The sequence below is a fragment of the Mesorhizobium sp. M1273 genome, from assembly GCF_040318195.1.
In the GTDB taxonomy this organism is placed as follows: Bacteria; Pseudomonadota; Alphaproteobacteria; order Rhizobiales; family Rhizobiaceae; genus Mesorhizobium.
On sequence record NZ_JAMYLV010000017.1, the window covers coordinates 82,990 to 107,724 of the forward strand.

Consider the following 24,735-nt stretch of genomic DNA (forward strand, 5'->3'; position numbering starts at 1 on the left):
AGTCATGGACCTGCTGAACCATTTTCGGCGCATGGCAGCCAACAATCTGTGGTCGAACGACCGGCTCTACCGCGCCGTGCTGCAGTTTGAGCCCGGCGAATTCGAAGCCGAACGGACGAGCTTCTTTCCGTCGATCAAGGCAACGCTCAATCACATCCTGGCGGTCGATCACCTCTATCTCGATTTTCTCGAAGAGGGCGGCGTCGGCGCCGCCGCCCATGACGATTTTGTGCCGTTCAATGATGCCAAGGCGCTTTTTGTTGCACAGAGGCCGACCGGCGGCTGATCGCCTTTTGCGACCGCCTGTCGGCGGACGATCTCGAGCGCCGCGTTCTCACCGACCGGCGCGAGGACGGCATGATACCGGAACGGATCGGCGATCTGCTCGCCCATCTCTTCATCCACGACATCCATCATCGCGGCCAGGTGCACGCGATGCAGTCCGGCACCTCGGTGAAACCGCCGCAACTCGACGAGTTCTTGCTCGGCTATGATCTGAAACTCAGGAAAGCGGAGGTTGAGCGGCTGGGCTTGCGAGACCAACTGCTTGGATAATCATGCCAAAGCCACATCGTAACGAGCGAAATGCGGGTCGGATGTCAGGATGGTGAGGTTCTCCACTTGCGCCTGCGCAATCAGAAGTCTGTCGAACGGATCACCATGGTGGTGGGGTAGGCCGCCGACGGCGTTCGCGTGCTGGAAGGTTACGGCGAGCGGCTGAAATTGCATCCTTGGAAGCAGCGCTGGCAGATCGTCCGGCGCATTAAGTTTTCTGATCGAACGTTTGATGGCAATTTCCCAGACGCTTGCCGCGCTCGCGAACACCACCGCTTCCGAAGCCAGAATGACGCGGTGGTGCTCGCTAAGACGTCGATCGTCCGAAATCGACCAGAGGATGATGTGTGTGTCGGCGAGAAACGGGCCGACCGTCATTTCACGTACTCATCCCACTCGGGACCGAGTTCATCAAAATCGTCCGCAATCCAGATCTTGCCCTTCAACGCGCCTATACGCGGCAGGGGTTCGGCCACTGCCGGAGGTACGATACGCGCCGCCGCCTTGCCGTGGCGTGTGAGCACGATCTCCTCGCCGGCTTCCGCGCGGCTGACGAGTTCCGACAATTTGGCCTTGGCTTCGGCAATTGAAACATTCATGGTCAGACCTCTTATGACCAGAATTTAGGTCATAATTGATCAAACCACAAGGCACCTCGGCCGAGTTGGCTACGCTGCCTTGCCGTCCACCTTCAGCACGCCGCGCTTGATCTGGTCCTGCTCGATCGATTCGAACAAGGCGCGGAAATTGCCCTCGCCAAAGCCTTCGTCGCCCTTCCTCTGGATGAACTCGAAGAAGATCGGGCCGATCACTGTCCTGGAAAAGATCTGCAGCAGGATCTTGGTCGTGCCGCCGTCGACGACGCCTTCGCCGTCGATCAGGATACCGTGCTTCTTCATGCGCTCGATCGGCTCTTCATGGCCGTTCACGCGGGCATAAGACATGTCGTAATAGGTCTCCGGCGGGCCCGGCATGAACTTCAGGCCGTTGGCGGCGAGCCTGTCGGTGCCGCCGTAGATGTCGTCGGTGCCGACGGCGATGTGCTGGATGCCCTCGCCATTATACTTCTTCAGATATTCGGCGATCTGGCTGGTCTCGTCCTTGGACTCGTTGAGCGGAATGCGGATCTTGCCGCAGGGCGAGGTGATGGCGCGGCTGACCAGGCCGGTGATCTTGCCGTCGATGTCGAAGAAATGGATCTGTTTGAAGCCGAACAGGTCGCGATAGAAATCCCACCATTTGTCCATCTGGCCGCGATAGACATTGTGGGTGAGGTGGTCGAGGTAATAGAAGCCGACGCCTTCCGGCTTCGGGTCACGCTCGCCCAGCCAGTCGAACTCGGCATCATAGGCCGAGCCCTTCTCGCCGTAGGTTTCGATGAAATAGAGCAGAGACCCGCCGATACCGACGATCGCCGGCACATCGAGCGTCTTGTCGTTGCCTTCATAGGGCGTCGCGCCCTTGGCCACCGCGTGATCGAAGGCATGCCTTGCATCGACCACCCGCCACGCCATCGAGGCGGCGCAAGGGCCGTGCTTGTCGACGAATTTCATGGCATGCGAGCCGGGTTCGGCATTGACGACATAGTTGATGTCGCCCTGCCGCCAGACGGTGATGTCCTTGCTGCGGTGCTTGGCCACCGGCACATAGCCCATGCGGGTGAACAACTCGGCGAGCTTTTCCGGCTTGGCATGCGCGAATTCGACGAACTCGAAGCCGTCGGTACCGGCGGGATTGGTTTTGCTGATCGTGGCGGGCGGTGCGTCGTGCGGGAAGGGACCCATGGCAGTGTCCTCCAAAGCTGTTGTTGGCCGGGAAAAGCCATCTCAACACAATGATAACGCGGACGCGGTGCATGGTGCTTGCATTCAAACGCTTGAAATGATCAGATAATGCGTGAATTGTGCATATGTTTGGGAAAATCCATGGATGACGCGCGCATCGACCAGTTTGACCGCAAGATAATGGCTCTGTTGCAGGGCGATGCACGGCTGACCAACAACGATCTGTCGGAACGGGTGAACCTGTCAGCGTCGCAATGCTCGCGCCGTCGCCAGCGGCTGGAGGAGGACGGCTATATCAAGGGTTACCGGGCGGTGCTCGACCGCGACAAGCTCGGTTTTTCCCTGGTCAACGTCATCTCGGTGACGCTCGCCACCCACAACCGCGACAATGCGCGGCGCTTCGGCGAATTGGTGGCGCGGCTGCCGCAAGTGCAGGAAGCGCACGCGCTGACCGGCGAGATGGATTATATATTGAAAGTGGTGACGCCCGATCTCAAATCATTGTCGGAGTTCGTCAACGGCGTGCTGTTGCCGCACGAATCGGTGCAGCATGTGAAGACGGCGATCGTGCTGGAGACATTGAAGGAAACCGGCGCGCTGCCGATTTAGCCCAGACGGCTTTTCGTTAGATATGGCGGAGGGACAGCACCCAGGACAGCACCCCCCTCTGGCCTGTCGGCCATCTCCCCCTCAAGTGGGGAGATTGGCAGCTCTGACCTCGCGGCCCACTCCGCAACGCTGAAAATTGGCGAAAGCCAACGCGACATCCAATCTCCCCACTTGAGGGGGAGATGTCCGGCAGGACAGAGGGGGGTGTGAAGGATCGCCACAGTGCGGAACTTGACTTCCTCCGCTCGGAACGTGAGGCCTCTCACCCCTTCGACTGCTTGATCAGCCCATAGAGATTGGTGCAGCGGGCGCCGGAGCGGCAATAGGCGAAGACCGGGCTTTCGAGTTCGTCAAGCGCCTCGGCCTGGTCTTCGACATTCTCGGCCGTGATCTGGCCGCTGATGACAGGGATGTAGCGGAAGGCGAGCCCGGCGCCCTCGACCGCCGCTTTGACGGTGTCGGCCGATGGCTGGCCGGGCTGCTCGTCGTCCGGCCGGTTGCAGATCACGCTCTTGAAGCCGGCGGCCTTGATGGTCGCGACATCTTCGGGCTGGATCTGGCCGGAGACCGAATAGTCCTCGCTGATCTGACGGTATTCCATGGCTGGGGTCCTCACAATCTGGCTAGCGGCAGTCTTGCCACTCCCGGACCCGGTCGGCAACCGCCGTTAGATAGAAATCCGGCCGGGCAATTTCAGCCCGACCGGATGGAGTGACTAGACAGCTCAGCTGCCGAGGATCGCGCCTTTGATCTGGGCGATGTTGTTGTGCATCAGGTCGATATAGGTCGCGGCCGGGCCGTCGGGCTGCGACAGCGCATCGGAATAGAGCGTGCCGCCCACCTTGATGCCGGTCTCGCTGGCGATCTGCTCGATCAGCCGCGGGTTGGTGATGTTCTCGACGAAGATCGCCGCCGCCTTGTCCTGCTTCACCTGGCTGACCAGCTTGGCGACGTCGGCGGCGGAGGGCTCCGACTCGGTCGACACGCCTTCCGGGGCCAGGAACGTCAAGCCGTAGGCCTGCTCGAAATAGCCGAAGGCGTCATGCGAGGTGATGACGACGCGCTTCTCCTGCGGGATCGACTGGATCGCCGCCTGCACTTCGCCCTCAAGCGCCTCGAGCTTTTGCGTATAGGCGGCTGCATTGGCCTTGTAGCTGTCGCAACCCGCAGCGTCGGCCGTGCAAAAGGCGTCGGCGATGTTCTTCACATAGATCTTGGCATTGGCGATCGACTGGAAGGCATGCGGATCGGTGACCGTCTTGCCGCCATCGGTTTCTGCGCCTTCGGCGGCATCGGCCTCGGCGAATTCGGGTTTGAAATTGATCGGCGTGACCCCCTTGGTCAGCACGGCAATCGAAGCCTTGGTGGCGCTGGCGTCGACCAGGCGCTGCAGAAAACCTTCGAAATGCAGGCCGTTGACCAGCACGATGTCGGCCTTGGCCATCGCCACAGCATCGGCGGGGCTCGGCTCGTAGACGTGGGCGTCGCCGTCCGGCCCGACGATGGTGGTCAGATCGATGCGGTCGCCGCCGACATTCTTGGCGAAATCGGCGATGATCGTGAAGCTGGCAACCACTTTCAACGGCTCTGCAAAGGCCGAAGATGCGCCAAAGGCGGTTAATGTTATAACGCTCACGGCCAAAGCGGCGCGGATCGATTTCAGCATGGACAGTTTCTCCTTGTTGGGATCAGGCAGTTCTGTGGCGGTGATGGACGATGCGGGCGCGCAGGATGCCGCGCGTGCCGAACAGGATCGAGGCGAAATAGACGACGCCGGCGGACAGGATGATGGCCGGGCCGGACGGCAATGACGCATGGTAGGACAACAGCAGCCCGGCAATACAGGAGGCAAAGCCGATTACTGTGGCCAGCACGCACATCGGCTCGACGCGCGAGGTCCAGAAGCGGGCCGCCGCTGCCGGCAGCATCATCAGCCCGACCGACAGCAAGGTGCCGAGCGCCTGGAAGCCGCCGACGAGGTTGAGCACGACGAGGCCGAGAAAGATGAAATGCACCGGGCTGCCCATCCGGCTGACCGAGCGCAGGAACAAAGGGTCGAGGCATTCGGCGACCAGCGCCCGCCAGAAGATGGCGAGGCTGACCAGCGTCACCACAACGATGCCGCCGATCAGCGTCAGCGCCTCGTTGTTGAGCGCCAGCACGGTGCCGAAGAGCACATGCATGAGATCGACGCTTGAGCCGCGGATCGACACCATGAGCACGCCGATGGCCAGCGAAATCAGATAGAAGGCCGCCATCGAGGCGTCCTCGCGCTGGATGGTGAAGCGCGAGACGGCGCCGGCGCCGAGCGCCACGATGATGCCGGCGATCAGTCCGCCGATGGTCATCGGCAGGATCTCCAGGCCATAGAACAGGAAGCCGGCGGCGGCACCCGGCAGGATGGCATGCGCCATGGCATCGCCGGACAGGCTCATGCGCCGCAGCATCAGGAACACGCCGACCGGGCAGGCGCCGAGCGACAGCATCATCGAACCGGCAAGCGCCCGCTGCATGAAGGCGTAGTCGGCGAAAGGAGCGACGAACAGACCGTAAAGCACCTCCATCATGCCGCCCTCGGCCCGGAGCCGTGATAATGGTCGTGGTCATGGCCGTGCTCGTGGCCACTGTGCTCGTGATCATGCTCGCCGGGCTCACACCATGGCGCGTTGTCCTCCCAGGCTTCGTGGAAGCGGCGCGCGCGCAACAGATTCTCCGGCTGCAGCGTCTCCCTGGTCTCGCCCCAGGCGATCGGCTGGCGCGCCAGGAGCAGTGTTTCGGGGAAATTCTGCCGCACCAGATCGAGATCGTGGACCACAACCATGATCGTGCGTTCCTCGCCGTGCCAGCGCTTGATCAGCGCGATCAGGTCGCCGACCGTCTTGGCATCGACGGCGTTGAACGGCTCGTCGAGCAGGATGAGCTCGGCATCCTGCAACAGCACGCGGGCAAACAGCGTGCGCTGCAGCTGGCCGCCCGACAGTGTGTCGATCGGGCGCTTCTCGAAACCGCCTAGGCCAACGGCCATCAGCGCCTTGCTGACCGAGTCGCGATCTTCCCTCGTATAACGGCCGAGCATGCCACGCCGCGGCCACAGACCAAGCGAAACCAGGTCGACGACCCGGGCCGGAAAGGAGCGGTCGAGTTCCGATTGCTGCGGCAGATAGGCGGCGCGTACGCCGGGCGCCCGGATCACCGCGCCGGCCATCGGCTTCAGGACGCCGACAATGCCCTTCATCAGCGTCGACTTGCCGGAGCCGTTGGCGCCGACGACCGCCGTCAGCGATCCCTTGCGGATCGTACCATTGAGGTGGTGGACCGCAGGATGGCTATTGTAGCCCAGCGTCAGGTCGTGGAAGGTCAGGCAGGTTTGGCTCATGTGACGATCCATGGGGCGATGATCGGTGCAGCAGGGGCGGATTCGATATGTGATGTTATTACATTAGTCAACAAGCCAATCGGGCGGAATTGCGGCCGGGCCGTCATGTTGTCTGCTTTGGCTTGGCTCAAGAAGTTCCGCTCGAGCGGCCTTGCCCCCGGCGAACCCCGCCCCTAAACAGGCGCACCGACAAGAGGAGAAGGAATATCCAATGAGCATTCGTCGTATCGATGTAGGCCCGCGAATGAGCCAGATCGTCATCCACGGCAACACCGTCTATCTGGCCGGTCAGGTCGGCAAGCCGGGCGGAAACGTCGGTGCCCAGACCAGGGACATTCTGGCGGCGATCGACGAATTGCTGGCCAAGGCCGGCACCGACAAAACCAAGATCCTGCAGGCGATCATCTGGCTGGCCGACATGAGCACCTTTGCCGAGATGAACGCGGAGTGGGACAAATGGGTACCGCAAGGCAACACGCCGGCCCGCGCCACCGGCGAAGCGAAACTTGCCGGACCGGAATATCTGGTCGAGATTATTGTTACCGCGGCGATTTGAGAGGCGGCTCCTAACCCTCCCCCTCGAGGGCAGGGCAATCGCATTTGGATTCTTACGAAGATGGACCCCCACCCTAACCCTCCCCACAAGGGGGAGGGAACGCTGCCGCGCGCCCTTACTTCCCCTTTTGGCGCCGAAAGGCAGGCAATTTGCCGAGGTCAGCGCCAACGAAAGTCTCCCTCCCCCTTGTGGGGAGGGGCTAGGGGTGGGGGTACGTCGTAGAGCGAAAGCCTCGGCTTTCCATCTGCGATAGCCCTGCTCTCGAGGGGAGGGTCGGCGAGTAGTCGAAGCGAAGCGGAGACTGCGAGACGGGGTCGGGTCGGCGAGGTCGCACCGACCCCACCCCGCGTCACAAAATGCCGCCATGCGGCAATTTGCTCCGCGACCCTCCCCTCAAGGGGCGTGTCACTATCCCTGCGACGGCGTGAACCGCGCCACCAGCGTGTGGTTCTCTGCCGCATAGGTGAAGCGGACATGGGTGACGGGGTGCTCGGCGCTCCATGTCCGCCGCTCGATCACCAGGCACGGCGCACCGGTCGCGATGTCGAGCGCCGCCGCGATGTGCTTTTCGGCGGCAACGGCGCGAATGCGATGCTCGGCGGCACTCCACGGCACGCGCCCGATCAGCCACGGACCGGGCGCCGTGTCGAAAAACGCTTCTTCGGCAGCCTCCGGCACGGCAGCCAGGTTGATCAGCCGCTGCTCGTGGGCGAACGGCCGCTTGCCGGCGAAATGCCGGCATTCCAGCACCAGCACCGGCCCGGCGACGTCGAGTTCCAGCAGGGCGCGGTCGTCGGCGCTGCTGCGCCTTCTGTCTCGCGCCATGCGCTCATAGCGGTAGGGCAGGCCAAGTGCCTCGACCTCGATCCGGATGTCGTGGATTTCGAGAACGGCTGCCTGCGACTGCGGCCGGCGGACAAAACTGCCCGAACGACGCCGGCGCTCGATCAGCCCGGCCTTGGCCAGTTGCGACAGCGCCTTGTTCACTGTCATGCGCGAACAATTGTATTCGGCCGTCAGTTCATGCTCGAACGGAATGCGGTGGCCGGGCGCCCAGGCACCCGACAGGATCCGGTCGCTGATGTCCGACAGGATGCGCTGGTGCAGCGAAAGAACCTCGCCGCCGTCCGCGCTTCCAGAATCCGCGCTTATTGTCCCGATCATGCTCATGTCGAAAGCGCCGTCATCACCTTGCGGAAGCGCTCGGCGATGGCATCGCGCCTGGCATGGATGCCGCCGCTGACCAGTTTCCTGCCATGCACCCAGACGCAATCGACCTTGGTGCCGCTGGCAAAAATCCAGGCATCAAGGATTGCATCGCCCGTCTTGCCGGCCAGCGATGGATGCTTGCCGTCGAGCGAGACGAAATCGGCCGAGGCACCTGCTGCGATCTGCGAGAGGCCGGCGCCCAGCGCGGCACTGCCGCCATCGAGCGCGGCATCGAACAAAGCACGGCCGGTCGAGCCGCCGGCCACCGCCAGCACGTTGCGGGCGCGGTGGGCGAGGCGCTGCGAATATTCGAGCTGCCGCAACTCGTCCGGCAGGCCGATCAGTACGTTTGAATCCGAGCCGATGCCGAAGCGGCCGCCATGCTGCATGAACAAGGACGCGGCAAAGGTGCCGTCGCCGAGATTGGCCTCGGTGATCGGGCAGAGACCGGCAACGGCGCCGCTTTTCGCCAAATCGGTCGTCTCGGTGTCGGTCATGTGGGTGGCGTGGATGAGACACCAGCGCCGGTCGACCTTGGCGTTGGCAAGCAGCCATTCGACCGGCCGCGCCCCGGACCAGGCAAGGCAGTCCTCGACCTCCTTCATCTGCTCGGCGATGTGGATGTGGATAGGCCCCTCCGGCGCCATCACCGTGATGTTTTCCAGTTCCTCCGGTGTCACCGCACGCAGGCTGTGCGGGGCGACGCCGACGACGCCTTGATTCAGCGCGCGAATGGATTCGCGGCATTTCTCAACAAGCCGCGAGAACTGGTTCACATCGTTGATGAACCGGCGCTGGCCTTCATTTGGCGCAGCGCCGCCGAAAGAGGAATGCGCGTAGAAGACGGGCAGCAAAGTCAGCCCGATGCCTGTCTCGGACGCTGCGGCAACGATGCGCTGCGCAATCTCGGCGATGTCAGTATAGGGCCGGCCGTCACGGTCGTGGTGGAGATAGTGAAACTCGCCGACGCGCGAGAACCCGGCCTCCAGCATCTCGACATAGAGCTGGGCCGCGACCGCCTCGACCTGGTCCGGCGTCATCGACAGCGCGAAACGGTACATCACCTCGCGCCAGCTCCAGAAACTGTCGGCGGAAGGGCCGCGCAATTCGGCAAGGCCGGCCATGCCGCGCTGGAAGGCATGGCTGTGCAGGTTCGGCATGCCGGACAAAAGGATGGCACGGCGCTCGTCGCCGGGCAGGAGCGAGGTATTCGCCTCGACCGTGGCGATCCTGCCGTCGGAGATGACGATCCGCACATTGCTGTGCCAGCCGTCGGGCAGAAGCGCCTGTTCTGCAAAGATTGCTGTCACGTTTTTCTCCAAATCCCGGTCTGCCGTGCCATGATAGCGCTTGCAGTGCCTTTTCATATGTATATACATAATCGTCACCTATTGAAACGGAAAAGATGATGGCTGCAGAGAGCAAAAGCCGGGCAGGAGAGCTTCGCCTCTGGCGCAATGCGCGCCTCGCGACCATGGCCGAAAGCAGCCCCGGGTCAGGCGTTGTCGAGCACGGTGCAATCGCCGTGCGCAATGGCCGGATCGTCTATGCCGGGCCGGAAGCCGACATGCCGGCAGCGCTCCGCCCCAGAGCACTTGGCAAAGACGCCGAGGCGACCGACTGCGAAGGCCGCTGGATTACGCCCGGCCTGATCGACTGCCACACCCATCTGGTTCACGCCGGCAACCGTGCCAATGAATTCGAGATGCGGCTGGCCGGCGCCAGCTATGAGGAGGTTGCCAAGGCCGGCGGCGGCATCGTTTCCTCGGTCAAGGCATTGCGCGCGGCGAGCGAGGACGAACTGGTCGCCCAGTCGCAGCCGCGGCTCGACGCGCTGATCGCCGAAGGCGTCACCACCGTGGAGATCAAATCCGGCTACGGTCTCGACCTCCAAAACGAGAAGAAGTCGCTGCGCGCCGCACGACGGCTCGGCGGTGGGCGGCCGGTGACGGTCAGGACCACTTTCCTCGGCGCTCATGCACTGCCGCCCGAAGCAAAAGGCGACAAGGACGCCTTTATCGATCTTGTCGCCAACGAGATTTTGCCGGCCGTCGTTGCTGAGGGCCTGGCCGATGCCGTCGACGGTTTTTGCGAAGGCATTGCCTTTTGGCCGGAGCAGATCGCCCGCGTGTTCGATGCCGCAAAGGCGGCGGGCCTGCCGGTCAAGCTCCATGCGGACCAGCTGTCCAATCTGCATGGCGCCGAACTTGCGGCGCGCTATGGTGCACTATCGGCCGACCACCTCGAATACACCGACGAGGCCGGTGCGGCGGCGATGGCGAAGGCCGGAACCGTGGCGACCATCCTGCCCGGCGCCTACTACTTCATCCGCGAGACCAAGAAGCCGCCGATCGCCTTGTTTCGCCAGCATGGCGTCAGGATGGCCGTTGCCACCGACAACAATCCCGGCACGTCGCCGCTGACCTCGCTGCTGCTGACCATGAACATGGCCGCGACGTTGTTCGGCCTGACCGTCGATGAATGCCTTGCCGGCGTTACCCGCGAGGCTGCCCGCGCGCTCGGGCTGCTTGGACAGACCGGCACGCTGGAGGCCGGAAAATCCGCCGATCTGGCGATCTGGAACGTCGAGCGCCCGGCCGAACTCGTCTACCGCATGGGCTTCAACCCGCTGCATGCCCGCATCTGGAGGGGACAATGACCGAACTCAAGCTAAGGCCGGGCAATGCCACGCTGGCCGATTGGCGCGCCATCTATCGCGGCGCCGCACTGAGGCTCGACGATGCCTGCCGGCCGAAGATCAAGGCCAGCGCCGAGGCCGTCGCCAGGATCGTTGCCAAGGGCGAGCCGGTCTATGGCATCAATACCGGCTTCGGCAAGCTGGCCAGCGTCCGCATCCCCGCCGCCGATCTGGAAACGTTGCAGCGAAACATCGTGCTGTCTCATGCCGCCGGCGTCGGCGAGCCGATGCCCGTCGCAATCTGCCGGCTGATGATGGCGCTGAAGCTGGCCAGCCTGGCACAGGGCGCCTCCGGCGTGCGGCCGCGGACGATCGAACTGCTCGAGGCGATGCTGGCCAACGACGTTATCCCCGTGGTGCCGGCGCAAGGCTCGGTCGGCGCTTCCGGCGACCTTGCGCCGCTGTCGCACATGACCGCCGTGATGATCGGCGTCGGCGAGTGCTTTACCCCGCACGGCCGCTTTCCCGCCAAGGTCGCCTTCGTTTCGCACGGCCTGGAGCCGGTGACACTGGGCGCCAAGGAAGGCCTGGCACTGCTCAACGGCACCCAGTTTTCGACCGCCTATGCGCTTGCCGCTTTGTTCGAGGCGGAAGTGCTCTACCAGTCGGCACTGGTCGCCGGCGCGCTGTCGACCGATGCCGCCAAGGGCTCCGACGCTCCGTTCGATCCACGCATCCATCTGCTCAGGAAACATCGCGGCCAGATCGAGACGGCCGAGGCGTTGCGCAATTTGATGGCCGGCAGCGCCATCCGTGAATCGCACCGCGTCGGCGACGAGCGTGTGCAGGATCCGTATTGCCTGCGCTGCCAGCCGCAGGTGATGGGCGCAGCACTCGACGTGCTCCGCAAGGCCGCCGAGACGCTCGGCACCGAGGCCAACGGCGTCACCGACAATCCGTTGATCTTTGCCGAGGACGACTCCGCACTTTCGGGCGGCAATTTCCATGCCGAGCCGGTCGCCTTCGCCGCCGACATGATCGCACTCGCCGTCTGCGAGATCGGCTCGCTGTCGGAGCGGCGCATCGCCATGCTGGTCGATCCGGCGCTGTCGGGCATGCCGGCCTTTCTCACGCCCAAGCCGGGTCTGAATTCCGGTTTCATGATCCCTCAGGTCACGGCGGCAGCACTGGTTTCTGAAAACAAGCAAAAGGCCTATCCGGCCAGCGTCGATTCGATCCCGACCTCGGCCAACCAGGAAGACCATGTCTCGATGGCGGCGCATGGCGCGCGCCGCCTCATCGGCATGGTCGAGAATGCGACGGCCGTCATCGGCATCGAATTGCTGGCCGCCGCGCAAGGCTGCGATTTCCACGCACCGCTGGCCTCGAGCGCGGCACTGGAGGCGGTGCGCCGGCTGGTCAGGGCAGAGGTGCCCCATCTCGACAACGACCGGCACTTCCACCCCGACATGGAGAAGGCCATCGCCGTGATACGCAGCGGCGCGGCGGTCGAAGCGGCAAGCGCGGTAAAGCTGCCGGGGGTGACGTCGTGAGACGGTTCACCGTCACAGGCCGCGTTCTGTCGCGCCCCCCTCTGTCCTGCCGGACATCTCCCCCTCCAGGGGGGAGATTGGCTGTCGTCTCGGCTTTCGCCAATCTCCAGCGTTGCAGGACTGAGCGAGGCGCCGAAGCTGCCAATCTCCCCACTAGAGGGGGAGATGTCCGGCGGGACAGAGGGGGGCGCTGTCCCGCCAACCTCAGCCCGGCAACACCGAAACTTTCAAATCCAGAAACAAAAAACCCGCCTCAAAGGCGGGTCGTCGGGCCGAATCAGCACCATACCGAATTTAGTAGCATAGCTGCCGGCACAAAGCAAGAACAAAATGCGTTGCGAGCGATAAAAACCGAAGTCGGTGTTCAAGGACGATTGCAAAGTCGCGTTCCTTCGCGCGGAGACTTCCGATGACCTCACCCTCCTGGCTCACCGTCACCCAAGGCACAGCACCCCTGCTGGTTTCGATCCCGCATACCGGCATCGATCTCGCCGGCCTCGACAGCCGGCTGGTCTCGCCCTGGCTCGGCCGCCGTGACGCCGACTGGTGGATCGACAAGCTTTATGACTTCGCCGAGAGCCTCGGCGCGACGGTCGTGCATACGGCGATTTCGCGCACCGTTATCGACGTCAACCGCGATCCGTCCGGCGTTTCGCTCTACCCCGGCCAGACGACGACCGGGCTCTGCCCGACAGAGACCTTTGACGGCGATCAGCTCTACCGCAAGGGTGAAGAGCCGGGGCCGTCTGAGATCGACGAGCGCCGCGAGAAGTTCTTCGTACCCTATCATGCCGCCCTGCAGGCTGAGATCGACAGGCTGCACGCTTTGCATGGGAAGGTCGTCGTCTATGACTGCCATTCGATCCGCTCGGTGCTGCCGCGCCTTTTCGAAGGCAAATTGCCGGTCTTCAATCTCGGCACCAATGACGGCAAGAGCGCCGATCCGACGCTGCAAGCGACGGTTGGCCAGATCCTCGCCGAAACCCGCGAGAGTTACGTCGTCAACGGCCGCTTCAAGGGCGGCTGGATCACGCGCCATTTCGGCCAGCCGCAAGCCGGCGTCCACGCGCTGCAGATGGAACTCTCCAACCGCGGCTATATGCGCGAGCCCGAAGGCAAGGGCGAACCGGCTAACTGGCCGGTGCCTTACGAGGCCGAATTCGCGGCGCCGATCCGCGTCACGCTGAAGAAGATCCTGGAAACCGCGATCGCCTGGGCCGAACGCTGACGCGCGGTGCACCTCACTCGAAAGGGACAATCATGACCGATCCTCGCCACAACATCCGTGAAGTGCGCAGCCCGCGCGGCAGCGAGCTCAACGCCCGCACCTGGCTGACGGAAGCGCCGTTGCGCATGCTGATGAACAATCTCGACCCAGACGTCGCCGAAAACCCCAACGAACTGGTCGTCTATGGCGGCATCGGCCGGGCGGCGCGCACCTGGAACGATTTCGACCGCATCGTTGCCTCGCTGAAGACGCTTGGCGACGACGAGACGTTGTTGGTGCAATCGGGCAAGCCGGTCGGCGTGTTCCGCACTCATCCTGACGCCCCGCGTGTGCTGATCGCCAACTCGAATCTCGTGCCGCACTGGGCGACATGGGAGAAATTCAACGAGCTCGATAGAAAGGGCCTGATGATGTACGGCCAGATGACGGCCGGCTCGTGGATCTACATCGGCACGCAAGGCATCGTGCAGGGCACCTACGAGACCTTCGTCGAGGCCGGCCGCCAGCATTATGGCGGCAATCTCAGGGGCAAATGGATCCTGACCGGCGGCCTCGGCGGCATGGGCGGTGCCCAGCCGCTCGCCGCGGTGATGGCCGGCGCCTGCTGCCTGGCCGTCGAATGCGATCCCGATCGCATCGATTTCCGGCTGCGCACCCGCTATGTCGATGAGCGCGCCGACACGCTCGACGAGGCTCTGGAAAAGATCGAGCGCTGGACCAAAGCCGGTGAGGCGAAATCGGTTGGCCTGGTCGGCAACGCCGCCGACATCGTGCCGGAACTGGTGCGGCGCGGCGTGCGCCCCGACATCGTCACCGACCAGACCTCGGCGCATGACCCGCTCAATGGCTATCTGCCCAAGGGCTGGTCGCTGGCCGAGTGGCGCGAGAAACGCACCTCCGATCCGAAGGCCGTCGAAAAAGCTGCCCGCGCGTCGATGCGCGAGCATGTCGAGGCGATGGTGGCGTTCTGGAACGCCGGCGTGCCGACGCTCGACTACGGCAACAACATCCGCCAGGTGGCGAAGGAGGAGGGGTTCGAGAATGCTTTTGCCTTCCCGGGTTTCGTGCCGGCTTACATCCGTCCGCTGTTTTGCCGCGGCATCGGCCCGTTCCGCTGGGCAGCGCTTTCCGGCGATCCCGAGGATATCTACAAGACCGACGCCAAGGTGCGCGAGCTGACCCCCGGCAACACCCATCTGCACAACTGGCTCGACATGGCGCGTGAGCGCATCGCCTTCCAGGGCCTGCCGGCGCGCATCTGCTGGGTTGGGCTTGGCGATCGCCACCGGCTCGGCCTCGCCTTCAACGAGATGGTCGCCAGGGGCGACCTGAAAGCGCCGGTGGTCATCGGCCGCGATCACCTCGATTCCGGCTCGGTCGCCTCGCCGAACCGCGAGACGGAGGCGATGAAGGACGGCTCCGATGCCGTCTCCGACTGGCCGTTGCTCAACGCCTTGCTCAACACGGCGTCCGGCGCCACCTGGGTGTCGCTGCACCATGGCGGCGGCGTCGGCATGGGCTTTTCGCAGCATGCCGGCATGGTCATCGTCGCCGACGGCACGCCCGAGGCGGCCAAGCGCCTGGAGCGGGTTCTGTGGAACGATCCGGCGACCGGCGTCATGCGTCACGCCGATGCCGGCTATGACATCGCGATCGAGTGCGCCCGGGAGAACCAGCTCAACCTGCCCGGCATTTTGGGCTGAGCCGCGCCTTGCGCATCCTTCGGGCAGCCGAATACCGGTCGATGCCGTGGAAGAACGGCGGCGGGGTGACGACGGAGATTGCCGTCTCGCCGCCAGGTGCCGGGCTCGACGATTTCGACTGGCGCGTCTCGATGGCGCGCGTCGAGAGCAGCGGGCCGTTCTCCGGCTTCGCCGGCGTCGATCGGACCTTGGCCCTGCTGGAAGGCGAGGGCATGATCCTCGGCATCGCCGGCCGGCTACCGGTCGAAATCACCAAGGCTTCCGCACCGCTTGCCTTTCCGGCCGACGTGCCGACGCAAGCCACGCCGATCGCCGGTCCGATCACCGACCTCAACGTCATGACCCGCCGCGCCCGGGCGATCCACACGGTCGAGCGCCTGCTGATTTCGGCTCCGACGGAGATCCAGGCCGAAGCCGATGAAACACTCATCCTGTGCGTCGACGGCGAACTCAGCGTGGCCGGCGCGGCGCCCATGCAACTTGGGCCGCTCGACGCGCTGTTGCTCGGGGCGCAAGCGCCGGAACTGCGCCTGGATCCGGTCCGGCCGGCCATGCTGTTCGTGATCCGCATCGAGCGCATTGCCGGCAACGATTAACGTCTGTTTCCAAACATGATCGTGACGCCGGCCAAATATCGCGTAAGCTGGTCGCTGCATCACGAAAAAGCCTGAATCTTCCGCCGATCAGAAGCCGAAACGATGCCCATAGTGCTCGCCTGGAAGTTGTCGAAAGACGGCATCTTGTCGTGGTGCGGAAACAAACTTTCGGCCAAGTGTTGCGATGCAACCAATTGCATTTGGACCGGTTTTAGGGACATTGCCGTGGCGGTGACGCCGCACTGCGTCCCCAACACGGAACCTTAGATGAATATCCAGACCAATCTCGCACAGATCGAAAAGACGAGCGCCAGCTTCCCGGCTGTCACCGACGAGCCGATACGCTCCAATTTCCTGCCGGAAGATCGCCTGCGCGCTTTGGGCGCAGCCCTTGCCAATGGCGATGCCAAGGATTTGTTCGGTCTGACGCCTTTCGATTTTCAGGCGCGCATCCGCGACAGCGCCAGGAAAATTCTCGATGTCTACCGTTCCACCAACGCTGCCCAGGCGAGGGGCGAAACGATCACGCCCGCGGCGCAGTGGCTGCTCGACAACAACTACCTGGTCGAGGAGACCATTTTTCAGGTCAAGCGCGACCTGCCGCGCCGCTTCTACCGCCAGTTGCCGACGCTGAAACTGTCGGATGGATCCAGCGTGCCGCGCGCCCTGGCGGTCGCGTGGACCTATGTCGCGCATTCCGACAGTTCCGTCTCGTCGGCCATGTTCAAGGCGATCGTCGAAGGCTTCCAGTCCGTCGAGCCGCTGAAGATCGGCGAATTATGGGCGCTGCCGTCGCTGCTGCGCTTCGTCCTGATCGAGAACCTTCGCCGGATCGCGGTCCGCGTCAATCGCACGCGGGAACTGCGCCAGATCGCCAACGAGGTCGCCGACCGTGTGCTGGCGACGGACGACAGCGCCGACCGGCAGGCGATACTTTCCCACTACAGCGCCCATGCGCAGGACACCACCTTCGCCACCCAGTTGCTCTACCGGCTGCGTGACGGCTCGCAAAATGCCGGCAGGGCGCTGGAATGGCTGGAGGGCGAGCTGGAACGGACCGGCTCCGACGCCGAGGAGATCATCCTCAGCGAGCACCACACGCTGTCCAGCGGCAACGTGACCACCGGCAACATCATCCGCGGCCTGCGCCTGATCAACGACATCGACTGGACGGTGTGGTTCGAGGGCGTCAGCCGCATCGACACCTTGCTGCGCGAACGCACCGATTTCGCCGCGCTCGATTTCTTTTCCCGCGACCAGTACCGGACTGCGATCGAGGAGCTGGCGCGCCGTTCCGATCTCTCCGAATTTCGCGTTGCCGAAAGGGCGATCGAGCTCGCCGGCCATGCTGCCGCTGCACCGGGCTCCGAAACCGGTCCGATCGCTCACACCGACGTCGGCTTCTTTCTGGTCGGCCCGCGCCGGCAGGAGCTCGAGCGGTCGATCGGCTACCGGCCGACCATCGGCAAGACGCTCAACCGGACCTTCCGCAAGACCGGATGGCTGGGCATTGTCGTGCCGGTGTTTGCGCTGACGGTCCTGCTTCTGGTCGTTTCCGGCAATGCGCTTGCCAATCTCGGCCTGTCGGTGCCGTCGATCGTCCTGATGCTGGCCCTGTTCGCGGTGCCGGCCAGCGAAGGCGCGCTCGCATTCTTCAACACCGTCGTCTCGCTGTTTTTGAAGCCGACGCGTCTCATCGGCTATGATTTCAGGCACGGTGTGCCGCCCGAGGCGCGCACGCTGGTGGTGGTGCCGTCGCTGATCGGCTCGCGCGACGATGTCGAGGAGAACATCCGCAACATCGAGGTGCATCACCTCGCCAACACGGCGGGCGAAGTCTATTTCGCGCTGCTTTCCGACTGGCCGGACTCCAAGACCGAGATCGACACGGCGGACGTCGAAATCCTCGAATTCGCCCGCGCCGAAATCGCCAGGCTGAACGCCCGCTATCCCTCGGACGGGGCGCCGCGCTTTTATCTGCTGCATCGGCGCCGGCTCTACAACGCATCGCAAGGCGTCTGGATGGGCTGGGAACGCAAGCGCGGCAAGCTGCACGAATTGAACCTTCTGCTGCGCGGCGACAGCGACACCACCTTCCTGCCGCTGGAAGTGCCATTGCCGGAGAGCGTCGTCCACGTGATGACGCTGGACGCCGACACCCGCACCACCCGCGACGCCGTCGCTGCGCTGGCCGGCAAGCTTTGCCACCCGCTCAACCGTCCGCATTTCGATGTCGCACGGCGCGAGGTTACGGCAGGTTATTCCATCCTGCAGCCGCGCATCACCGCGTCGCTGACCAGTGGCGACGAGGCGTCGTTCTTTCAGCGTGTCTTTTCCGCCAATCGCGGGCTCGATCCGTACGTCTTTGCCGTGTCGGACCTCTACCAGGACATCTTCGGCGACGGTTCCTTCACCGGCAAGGGTCTTTACCATGTCGACGCCTTCGAGGCGGCGCTGAAGGGTCGCATCGAGGAAAACACCATCCTCAGCCATGATCTGCTCGAAGGCGCCCTGGCGCGCTCGGCCTTGGTCACCGACGTCGAACTGGTCGAGGACTATCCGACCCGCTATTCGGTCGATGCGTCGCGCCACCATCGCTGGGCACGCGGCGACTGGCAGCTTCTGGGCTTCATCCTTGGCCCACGCTCAAACGTGCCGGCGCTGTCGCGCTGGAAGATGGTGGACAATCTGCGCCGCTCGGTGACGCCGATCTTCTGGGTGATGGCCGCGATCGCCGGCTGGACGTTGCTGCCCTTCACGCAGGCCGCGCAATGGCAGGCGCTGCTGATCCTTACGCTGTTCATGGCGCCCACTTTCGACATCGTCAACGCCATCCTGCCGAAGAGCGGCGATCAGACGCCGCGCGGCCATTTCTCGGCACTGGCACGCGACGTTGCCTTCGGCACCGCTCTGGTGGCGCTGAAGATCGTGCTGATGGCGCATCTTGCCTGGATGATGGGCGACGCGATCATCCGCACGCTCTACCGCCTGTTCGTCAGCCGCCAGAACCTGCTCGAATGGCGCACCGCCTCGCAGGCACACAAGGGCGGCGACAACGATCTCGGCTCCTACTACAGCATCATGTACGGCGCGGTGATCATCGGCGTCGTCGGCCTCGCTGTCCCGGTGCTGGCCGATTCCACCGGCGCCTTCGTCGCCTTCTTCTTTGCCTTGTTCTGGATCGGCTCGCCCGCCATCGCCTGCTGGATCAGCCGTTCGGCCGAAACCGAGGACCGCCTGCGCATATCGGCCGCCGACATCCACGCGCTGCGCACCGTGGCGCGGCGTACATGGCACTATTTCGAGACCTTCGTGACGGCCGAGCATCACAATCTGCCGCCGGATAATTTCCAGGAAAGCCCGGCCCCCGTGGTGGCGCCCCGCACCTCGCCGACCAATATCGGCGTCTACCTGCTGTCGGTGATTTCGGCACGCGATTTCGGCTGGATCAGCCTCTCCGACGCCGTCAACCGCATCGACGCGACCATGTCGACCATCGAGAGCATGCCGCGCGATCGCGGCCATCTCTTCAACTGGTATGACACGACGACCCTGAAGCCGCTCTACCCGCTGTACATTTCGGCGGTCGACAGCGGCAATCTCGCCGGCCATCTGGTGGCCGTGGCCGCTGCCTGCGCCGAATGGGCCGAAGCGCCGTCGGTGCATGTGCAGGGCGACTTCGAAGGCATCCTCGATACTGTCACCATCCTCGATGAAAGCCTTGAGGAACTGCCCGACGACCGGCGTCAATTGCGGCCCTTGCGCCAGCGGCTCGCCGACCGTCTCGACGGCATGCGGCGGGCGGTCGAATTGATCAAGGCGCAGCCGGAGATGGCGTCGATCCGTACCATCAACCTGGCCGTCCTGGCCGGCGAGATACGCAAGCTCGCGACAGCCATCCACACCGAGGCCGCGTCGACCCAGAGCGACACCATCGCCGATTGGGCGGCCAGGCTCGAAGCCACCTGCGAGGCGCATGTGCACGACGCGCACAGCGACGAAAACGCGGTCGCGGCATTGCGGGCCAAGCTTCTGACCTTGCGCGAGCGCACGCGCCGCTTCGCCTTCGAGATGGATTTCTCGTTCCTGATGCGGCCCGAACGCAAGCTCTTGTCGATCGGTTACCGGGTCGAGGAGCATCAGCTCGACGAAAGCTGCTACGACCTTTTGGCCTCCGAGGCGCGGCTGACCAGCCTGTTCGCCATCGCCAAGGGCGATTTGCCGACCGAGCACTGGTTCCGGCTCGGCCGGCCGATCGTCGAGATCGGCTTCCAGGGCGCACTGATGTCCTGGTCCGGCTCGATGTTCGAATATCTGATGCCGCCACTGGTGATGAAGGAGCCGCAAGGCAGCATTCTCAACCAGACCAGCAAGCTCATCATCAAGCGCCAGATCCAGTATGGCCGTTCGAAGAACGTTCCCTGGGGGATTTCGGAAGCGGCCTACAACGCCCGCGACCGTGAACTGACCTATCAGTACACCAATTTCGGCGTGCCCGGGCTCGGCCTGAAGCGCGGCCTTGGCCAAAACACGGTGATCGCGCCTTACGCGACCGTGCTCGCAGCGCAGTTCACGCCGCATGAATCCGTCCAGAACCTGGCCAGGCTGAGGCGGCTGGGCGCACTGGGCCGGCACGGTTTTTACGACGCGGTGGATTTCACGCCGCAACGCGTCCCCGAGGGCACCGACCATGCCGTCGTGCTCAACTACATGGCCCACCACTCCGGCATGTCGATTGCGGCAGTTGCCGATGCGATCTTCGAAGGGCGCCTGCGCGACCGCTTCCACAGCGATCCGGTGATCGAGTCGGCCGAATTGCTGCTGCAGGAAAGGGCGCCGCGCGACATCCCGACTGCGACCGTCAGGACCGAGGCCGACGAGCGCTCGAAGGACGAGACCGAGCTGGAAAGCCCGGATACCCGCATCGTGCTCGATCCGCTCAGGGCGCTCCGCTCGACCAGTGTCATGTCCAATGGCCGCTATTCGGTCATGGTGACCGCCACCGGCTCCGGCTACAGCCGCTGGGGCGAACTTGCCGTCACGCGCTGGCAGCCGGATCCGACCGAGGACCGCCTTGGTTCCTATATTTTCCTGCGCGACGCCAGCAACGGCGACTGGTGGTCGGCCACCGCCGAGCCGAAGCGCGCCGCCGGCGAGCGTGCGCAGACGCTGTTCTCCGACGACAAGGCGAGCTTCGTCAAATCGATTGGATCGCTGCGTTCGGAAGTCGAGTGCATCGTCATCTCGGAAGGCAATGGTGAGGGCCGACGGGTGACGCTCCACAATGATGGCCCCGCCGACCGGCATATCGAAGTAACCTCGTTTGCCGAACTGGTGCTGGGCTCCGAGCCCTCGGATAATGCCCATCCGGCTTTTTCGAAGATGTTCGTGGAAACCGAGATCGCGCCGAACAACGGCGCGATCTTCGCCACCAGGCGCAAGCGCGAAAAGGACGAACCCGACGTCACCATGGTGCATTTCGTCACCGACCCGTCTGGATCGGCGCGAGACGCCGAGGCGGAAACCGACAGGCGCGCCTTCATCGGCCGCGGCCGCACCATCACCGAAGCGGCGGCCTTTGATCCCGGCGCCAAGCTTGGCGGCCATTCCGGCTTCACCCTGGATCCGATCGCATCGCTTCGCCGGCAGGTGCGCGTGCCGGCCAACAAGAAGATTTCGCTGACGTTCTGGACCGTCGTCGGTACCCATCGCGCCGAATTGGATGCCGCCATCGCACGGCTCGACCATCCCGAAAGCTTCGCCCGCCAGGCGATGCTCGCCTGGACGCGCTCGCAGGTACAGACCCGGCACCTTGGCCTCAGCCTGTCCGACGCCGCCAATGTGCAGAAGCTGGCGCGCTATCTGATCTATCCCGATCCGTTCCTGCGCCTTCCGGGCGAATCCATCGTCTCCGGGCTCGGCAGGCAGTCCAGCCTGTGGCCGACCAGCATATCCGGCGATTTTCCGATTTTCCTGGTCAGGATCGCCGATGTCGCCGATCTGGAGATCGTCGCCCAGGCGCTTCGCTTCCAGGAATACATGCGCGCCCGCGGCATGATGATCGACTTTGTCGTCGTCAACGAGCAGGCGTCGTCCTACGTGCAGGACCTGCAGCGCGCGGTGGAGACGCTGTGCGAAAACAGCCGGTTGCGCGGCAAGGAACTCGGACCCCGCCAGCACATCTTCGCGGTGCGCCGCGATCTGATGGAGGAAACGACCTACCGGACCTTGCTCGCCGTCGCTCGGGTGGTGCTGCATACGCGCAACGGCACCATCTTCGACCAGATCGAGCGTGCCGAGGCCGCGGCACTGCAGGCGCGGGACGCCGCCCTCCAGCCGGCAGACCTTGCAGCGCTTCGCGAGCCGTCCTTGCCGGTGCCGACGTCGCAAGTATCTGCCGCCCAGGCACTGATCGAGGGCCGCGTCGACGGCAGCGGGCTCGACCAATGGAACGGTTTCGGCGGCTTCGACGGCGGCGGACGCCACTACGTCGTGCGTCTTGCCGGCCGGCGCACGACGCCGCAGCCGTGGATCAACGTCATCTCCAACCCATCGTTCGGGTTCCACATTTCGGCTGAAGGCGCTGCCTTCACCTGGAGCCGCAACAGCCGCGACTATCAGTTGACGCCATGGTCGAACGATCCGGTCACCAACCGGCCGGGCGAGGGCATCTACATCTACGATCACGCCAGTGGCAGGGCGTTCTCGCCAATGGCTGCCGTGGTGCGTGATCCGACAATGACCTACGAAACCTGGCACGGGCAGGGTTTTTCGACGTTCCGCTCAAAACGCGGGCCGCTGTCGATGGACCTGACCCATGTCGTCGATCCCGTCGATCCGGTGAAGATATCGCGGCTGCGCATCCAGAATTCGGGTTCGGTGCCGATGCGGCTGCGCGTCTACGCCTATGCGGAATGGGTTCTTGGCGGCCATCGCTCGCGCACCGCTGCAAGCATCGTTCCGTCGAGGGATGCCGCAACCGGCGCATTGCTGGCGCAAAATCCCTATGGGCTCGATTTCGGCGAGCGGATCGCCTTTCTGGCCGCCGACGGTGCTGTGCATTCGGTCACCGCCGATCGCGGCGAGTTCATCGGCAGGCAAGGCACGAGCGAGTTTCCGCATGCCGTGCTGAGCGGCGCCGGCCTGTCCGGCCGTGTCGAGGCCGGCGACGATCCCTGCGCGGCCATCGCACGCGACATCGACATCGCTGCCGGCGGCGACGTCACGCTGCTCTGGCTGCTCGGCGACGCGGCCTCACCCGAGGCGGCCAGCGCGCTGGTGCAGACCCATCGCTCCAGGGATTTCGATCAGCGGCTGGCCGACAACGAGCGCACATGGCGCGGCTTTCTCGACACCATCCAGGTCGAGACGCCGGACAAGGCACTCGACGCCATGGTCAATCACTGGCTGCCCTATCAGAGTCTGGCCTGCCGCATCCGTGCCCGCTCTGCGTTCTATCAGGCGAGCGGTGCCTTCGGCTTCCGCGATCAGTTGCAGGATACCTTGGCCTTGCTGGCGCATGACCCCAAGCTGGCGCGCGATCAGATCCTCAACGCGGCGCGGCGGCAATTTCCCGAAGGCGACGTACAGCATTGGTGGCTGCCGCGCACCGAGGCCGGGGTCCGCACCATGATCTCGGACGACGTGGTCTGGCTGGCCCACGCCACGGCCCGTTACCTGCTGGTGACCGGCGACACCGCGATCCTGAAGGAGCAACTGCCCTTCATCGAAGGGCAGGCGCTGGGCGAAGGCGAGCACGATGCTTTCTTCATCCCGGAAATCTCGAAGAAGACAGCCTCGCTCTACGACCATTGCGCGCGGGCGCTCGATCTTGCCGTCAAGCGCAGCAGCCCAGCCGGGCTGCCGCTGATCCTCGGCGGCGACTGGAACGACGGCATGAACCGCGTCGGCGAGCACGGCAAGGGCGAGAGCGTGTGGCTGGGCTGGTTCCTGCTGAAGACGCTGGGCGACTTTGCCGCTGTCGCCAAGGCGGAGCGCGATGCCAAGCGCGTGCAGGCCTGGACGAAGCACGCCGAGGTGCTGAAGCGGGCGCTGGAAAGCACCGCCTGGGATGGCGAGTGGTATCGGCGCGGCAGCTTCGACGACGGCACGCCGCTCGGCTCGCGCAAGTCGGACGAGTGCAAGATCGATTCGATCGCCCAGTCCTGGAGCGTGCTTTCGGGCGAGGGCGACCCGGCGCGGTCGACCACGGCAATGGCGCAGGCGATGAAAGCGCTCGTCGACGACGACCTCAACATCGTCAAACTGTTCACCCCGCCCTTCTCGAAGACGGAAAAGGACCCGGGCTACATCAAGAGCTATCCGCCGGGGGTCCGTGAAAACGGCGGCCAATACACGCACGCGGCGACATGGTTCGTCATTGCGCTGGCCGAGATGGGTCGCACCGACGATGCCTACCGCTGCCTTTCAATGCTCAATCCGGTCTACCATGCTCTCGATGAAGCCGCGGCGGAGCGCTACCGCGTGGAACCTTATGTCGTCGCGGCCGATGTTTATTCCGGGCAAGACAAGGGCGGCCGAGGCGGCTGGACCTGGTATACCGGGTCGGCGGGCTGGCTTTATCGCGCCGCGGTCGAGAGCATTCTCGGCATAGAGCGCCGCGGACAGCGCCTCCAGTTCACGCCGAGACTTCCTAGCCATTGGGACGGCTATTCGGCAACTCTGAAGATGCTGGGCGCCGAGATCAAAGTACGCGTCGTCCGCGACAAAAAGGCCCGGGCCATCTCACTTGAAGTGAATGGCACGAAGACCAAATCTTCGTCCTTCGAGCCAAAAGCCGGAGATAGTGCCGAGGTGGTCGTCAGAATACCGGCCTAGATTCAAGGGCTTGGAGCGTCGCTTAGCGTTTCCCAGGGCACGCACGGGCGCTCCAAGTGCCTCTACCGGTTATATTTGCGTTTGACCTTG

At 64.1% G+C, this 24,735-nt stretch carries 17 protein-coding genes and 1 pseudogene; 9 read left to right on the plus strand and 9 right to left on the minus strand.

Annotated elements, in window-relative coordinates; translation table 11 throughout:
* Window positions 1–4: 4 nt before the first annotated feature.
* Window positions 5–555 (plus strand): annotated as a pseudogene (locus tag NKH30_RS19285) (DinB family protein).
* On the opposite strand, the gene NKH30_RS19290 reads toward NKH30_RS19285, so the two are convergent.
* The 3 genes from NKH30_RS19290 to hppD form a co-directional block, all read right to left on the minus strand.
* Window positions 556–933, minus strand: coding sequence for a type II toxin-antitoxin system VapC family toxin (locus tag NKH30_RS19290; RefSeq protein WP_352542356.1), 378 nt, complete (start codon window positions 931–933; stop codon window positions 556–558).
* Window positions 930–1,154, minus strand: a complete 225-nt coding sequence (locus NKH30_RS19295; RefSeq protein WP_352473643.1) for a type II toxin-antitoxin system Phd/YefM family antitoxin — start codon at window positions 1,152–1,154, stop codon at window positions 930–932. The genes NKH30_RS19290 and NKH30_RS19295 overlap by 4 nt, the downstream gene beginning before the upstream one ends.
* A 69-nt stretch (window positions 1,155–1,223) precedes the next feature.
* Window positions 1,224–2,339, minus strand: a complete 1,116-nt coding sequence (hppD, locus tag NKH30_RS19300; RefSeq protein ID WP_352542358.1) for a 4-hydroxyphenylpyruvate dioxygenase — start codon at window positions 2,337–2,339, stop codon at window positions 1,224–1,226.
* Between the two features lie 141 nt (window positions 2,340–2,480).
* Here hppD and NKH30_RS19305 point away from each other — a divergent pair, with 141 nt between their 5' ends.
* A complete protein-coding gene (locus tag NKH30_RS19305; protein ID WP_352525401.1) occupies window positions 2,481–2,948 on the plus strand; it encodes an Lrp/AsnC family transcriptional regulator in 468 nt (155 codons plus the stop codon).
* 262 nt (window positions 2,949–3,210) lie between these two features.
* On the opposite strand, the gene NKH30_RS19310 is transcribed toward NKH30_RS19305, so the two are convergent.
* The 4 genes from NKH30_RS19310 to aztA form a co-directional block, all read right to left on the minus strand.
* Window positions 3,211–3,549, minus strand: a complete 339-nt coding sequence (locus NKH30_RS19310) for a protein tyrosine phosphatase family protein (RefSeq protein ID WP_352473646.1) — start codon at window positions 3,547–3,549, stop codon at window positions 3,211–3,213.
* Between the two features lie 123 nt (window positions 3,550–3,672).
* On the minus strand, window positions 3,673–4,614 hold the full coding sequence (gene aztC / locus NKH30_RS19315) for a zinc ABC transporter substrate-binding protein AztC (protein WP_352501460.1): 942 nt from the start codon (window positions 4,612–4,614) through the stop codon (window positions 3,673–3,675).
* 22 nt (window positions 4,615–4,636) lie between these two features.
* Window positions 4,637–5,512, minus strand: coding sequence for a zinc ABC transporter permease AztB (aztB, locus tag NKH30_RS19320; protein ID WP_352457155.1), 876 nt, complete (start codon window positions 5,510–5,512; stop codon window positions 4,637–4,639).
* A complete protein-coding gene (aztA, locus tag NKH30_RS19325) occupies window positions 5,512–6,324 on the minus strand; it encodes a zinc ABC transporter ATP-binding protein AztA (protein ID WP_352996616.1) in 813 nt (270 codons plus the stop codon). The genes aztB and aztA overlap by 1 nt, the downstream gene beginning before the upstream one ends.
* A 211-nt stretch (window positions 6,325–6,535) precedes the next feature.
* Between aztA and NKH30_RS19330 the strand changes: the two genes are divergently transcribed.
* Complete coding sequence (locus NKH30_RS19330; RefSeq protein WP_023674415.1) at window positions 6,536–6,880, plus strand: RidA family protein; 345 nt, start codon at window positions 6,536–6,538, stop codon at window positions 6,878–6,880.
* 408 nt (window positions 6,881–7,288) lie between these two features.
* Here the strand turns inward: NKH30_RS19330 and hutC are convergent, their stop codons facing one another.
* Window positions 7,289–8,050, minus strand: a complete 762-nt coding sequence (gene hutC / locus NKH30_RS19335; RefSeq protein WP_352996618.1) for a histidine utilization transcriptional repressor HutC — start codon at window positions 8,048–8,050, stop codon at window positions 7,289–7,291.
* Entirely contained in the window at window positions 8,047–9,399 is a 1,353-nt protein-coding gene (locus NKH30_RS19340) for a formimidoylglutamate deiminase (protein WP_352996620.1), read from the minus strand. The genes hutC and NKH30_RS19340 overlap by 4 nt, the downstream gene beginning before the upstream one ends.
* Window positions 9,400–9,497: 98 nt before the next feature.
* On the opposite strand from NKH30_RS19340, the gene hutI reads away from it, so the two are divergent.
* From hutI to NKH30_RS19370, 6 genes are all read left to right on the plus strand, one after another.
* Entirely contained in the window at window positions 9,498–10,748 is a 1,251-nt protein-coding gene (hutI, locus tag NKH30_RS19345) for an imidazolonepropionase (protein ID WP_352996622.1), read from the plus strand.
* Window positions 10,745–12,280, plus strand: a complete 1,536-nt coding sequence (hutH, locus tag NKH30_RS19350) for a histidine ammonia-lyase (RefSeq protein WP_352996624.1) — start codon at window positions 10,745–10,747, stop codon at window positions 12,278–12,280. Before hutI ends, hutH begins: the two co-directional genes overlap by 4 nt.
* A 409-nt stretch (window positions 12,281–12,689) precedes the next feature.
* Window positions 12,690–13,508, plus strand: a complete 819-nt coding sequence (hutG, locus tag NKH30_RS19355; protein ID WP_352922675.1) for an N-formylglutamate deformylase — start codon at window positions 12,690–12,692, stop codon at window positions 13,506–13,508.
* 32 nt (window positions 13,509–13,540) lie between these two features.
* The gene (gene hutU, locus NKH30_RS19360) at window positions 13,541–15,211 is read left to right on the plus strand and encodes a urocanate hydratase (protein ID WP_352996626.1); all 1,671 of its coding nucleotides are present in this window, start codon (window positions 13,541–13,543) and stop codon (window positions 15,209–15,211) included.
* An 8-nt stretch (window positions 15,212–15,219) separates the two neighbouring features.
* Window positions 15,220–15,807, plus strand: a complete 588-nt coding sequence (locus NKH30_RS19365) for a HutD/Ves family protein (protein WP_352996628.1) — start codon at window positions 15,220–15,222, stop codon at window positions 15,805–15,807.
* A gap of 267 nt (window positions 15,808–16,074) precedes the next feature.
* The gene (locus tag NKH30_RS19370; protein WP_352996630.1) at window positions 16,075–24,645 is read left to right on the plus strand and encodes a glycoside hydrolase family 94 protein; all 8,571 of its coding nucleotides are present in this window, start codon (window positions 16,075–16,077) and stop codon (window positions 24,643–24,645) included.
* The last annotated feature ends 90 nt before the right edge of the window (window positions 24,646–24,735 follow it).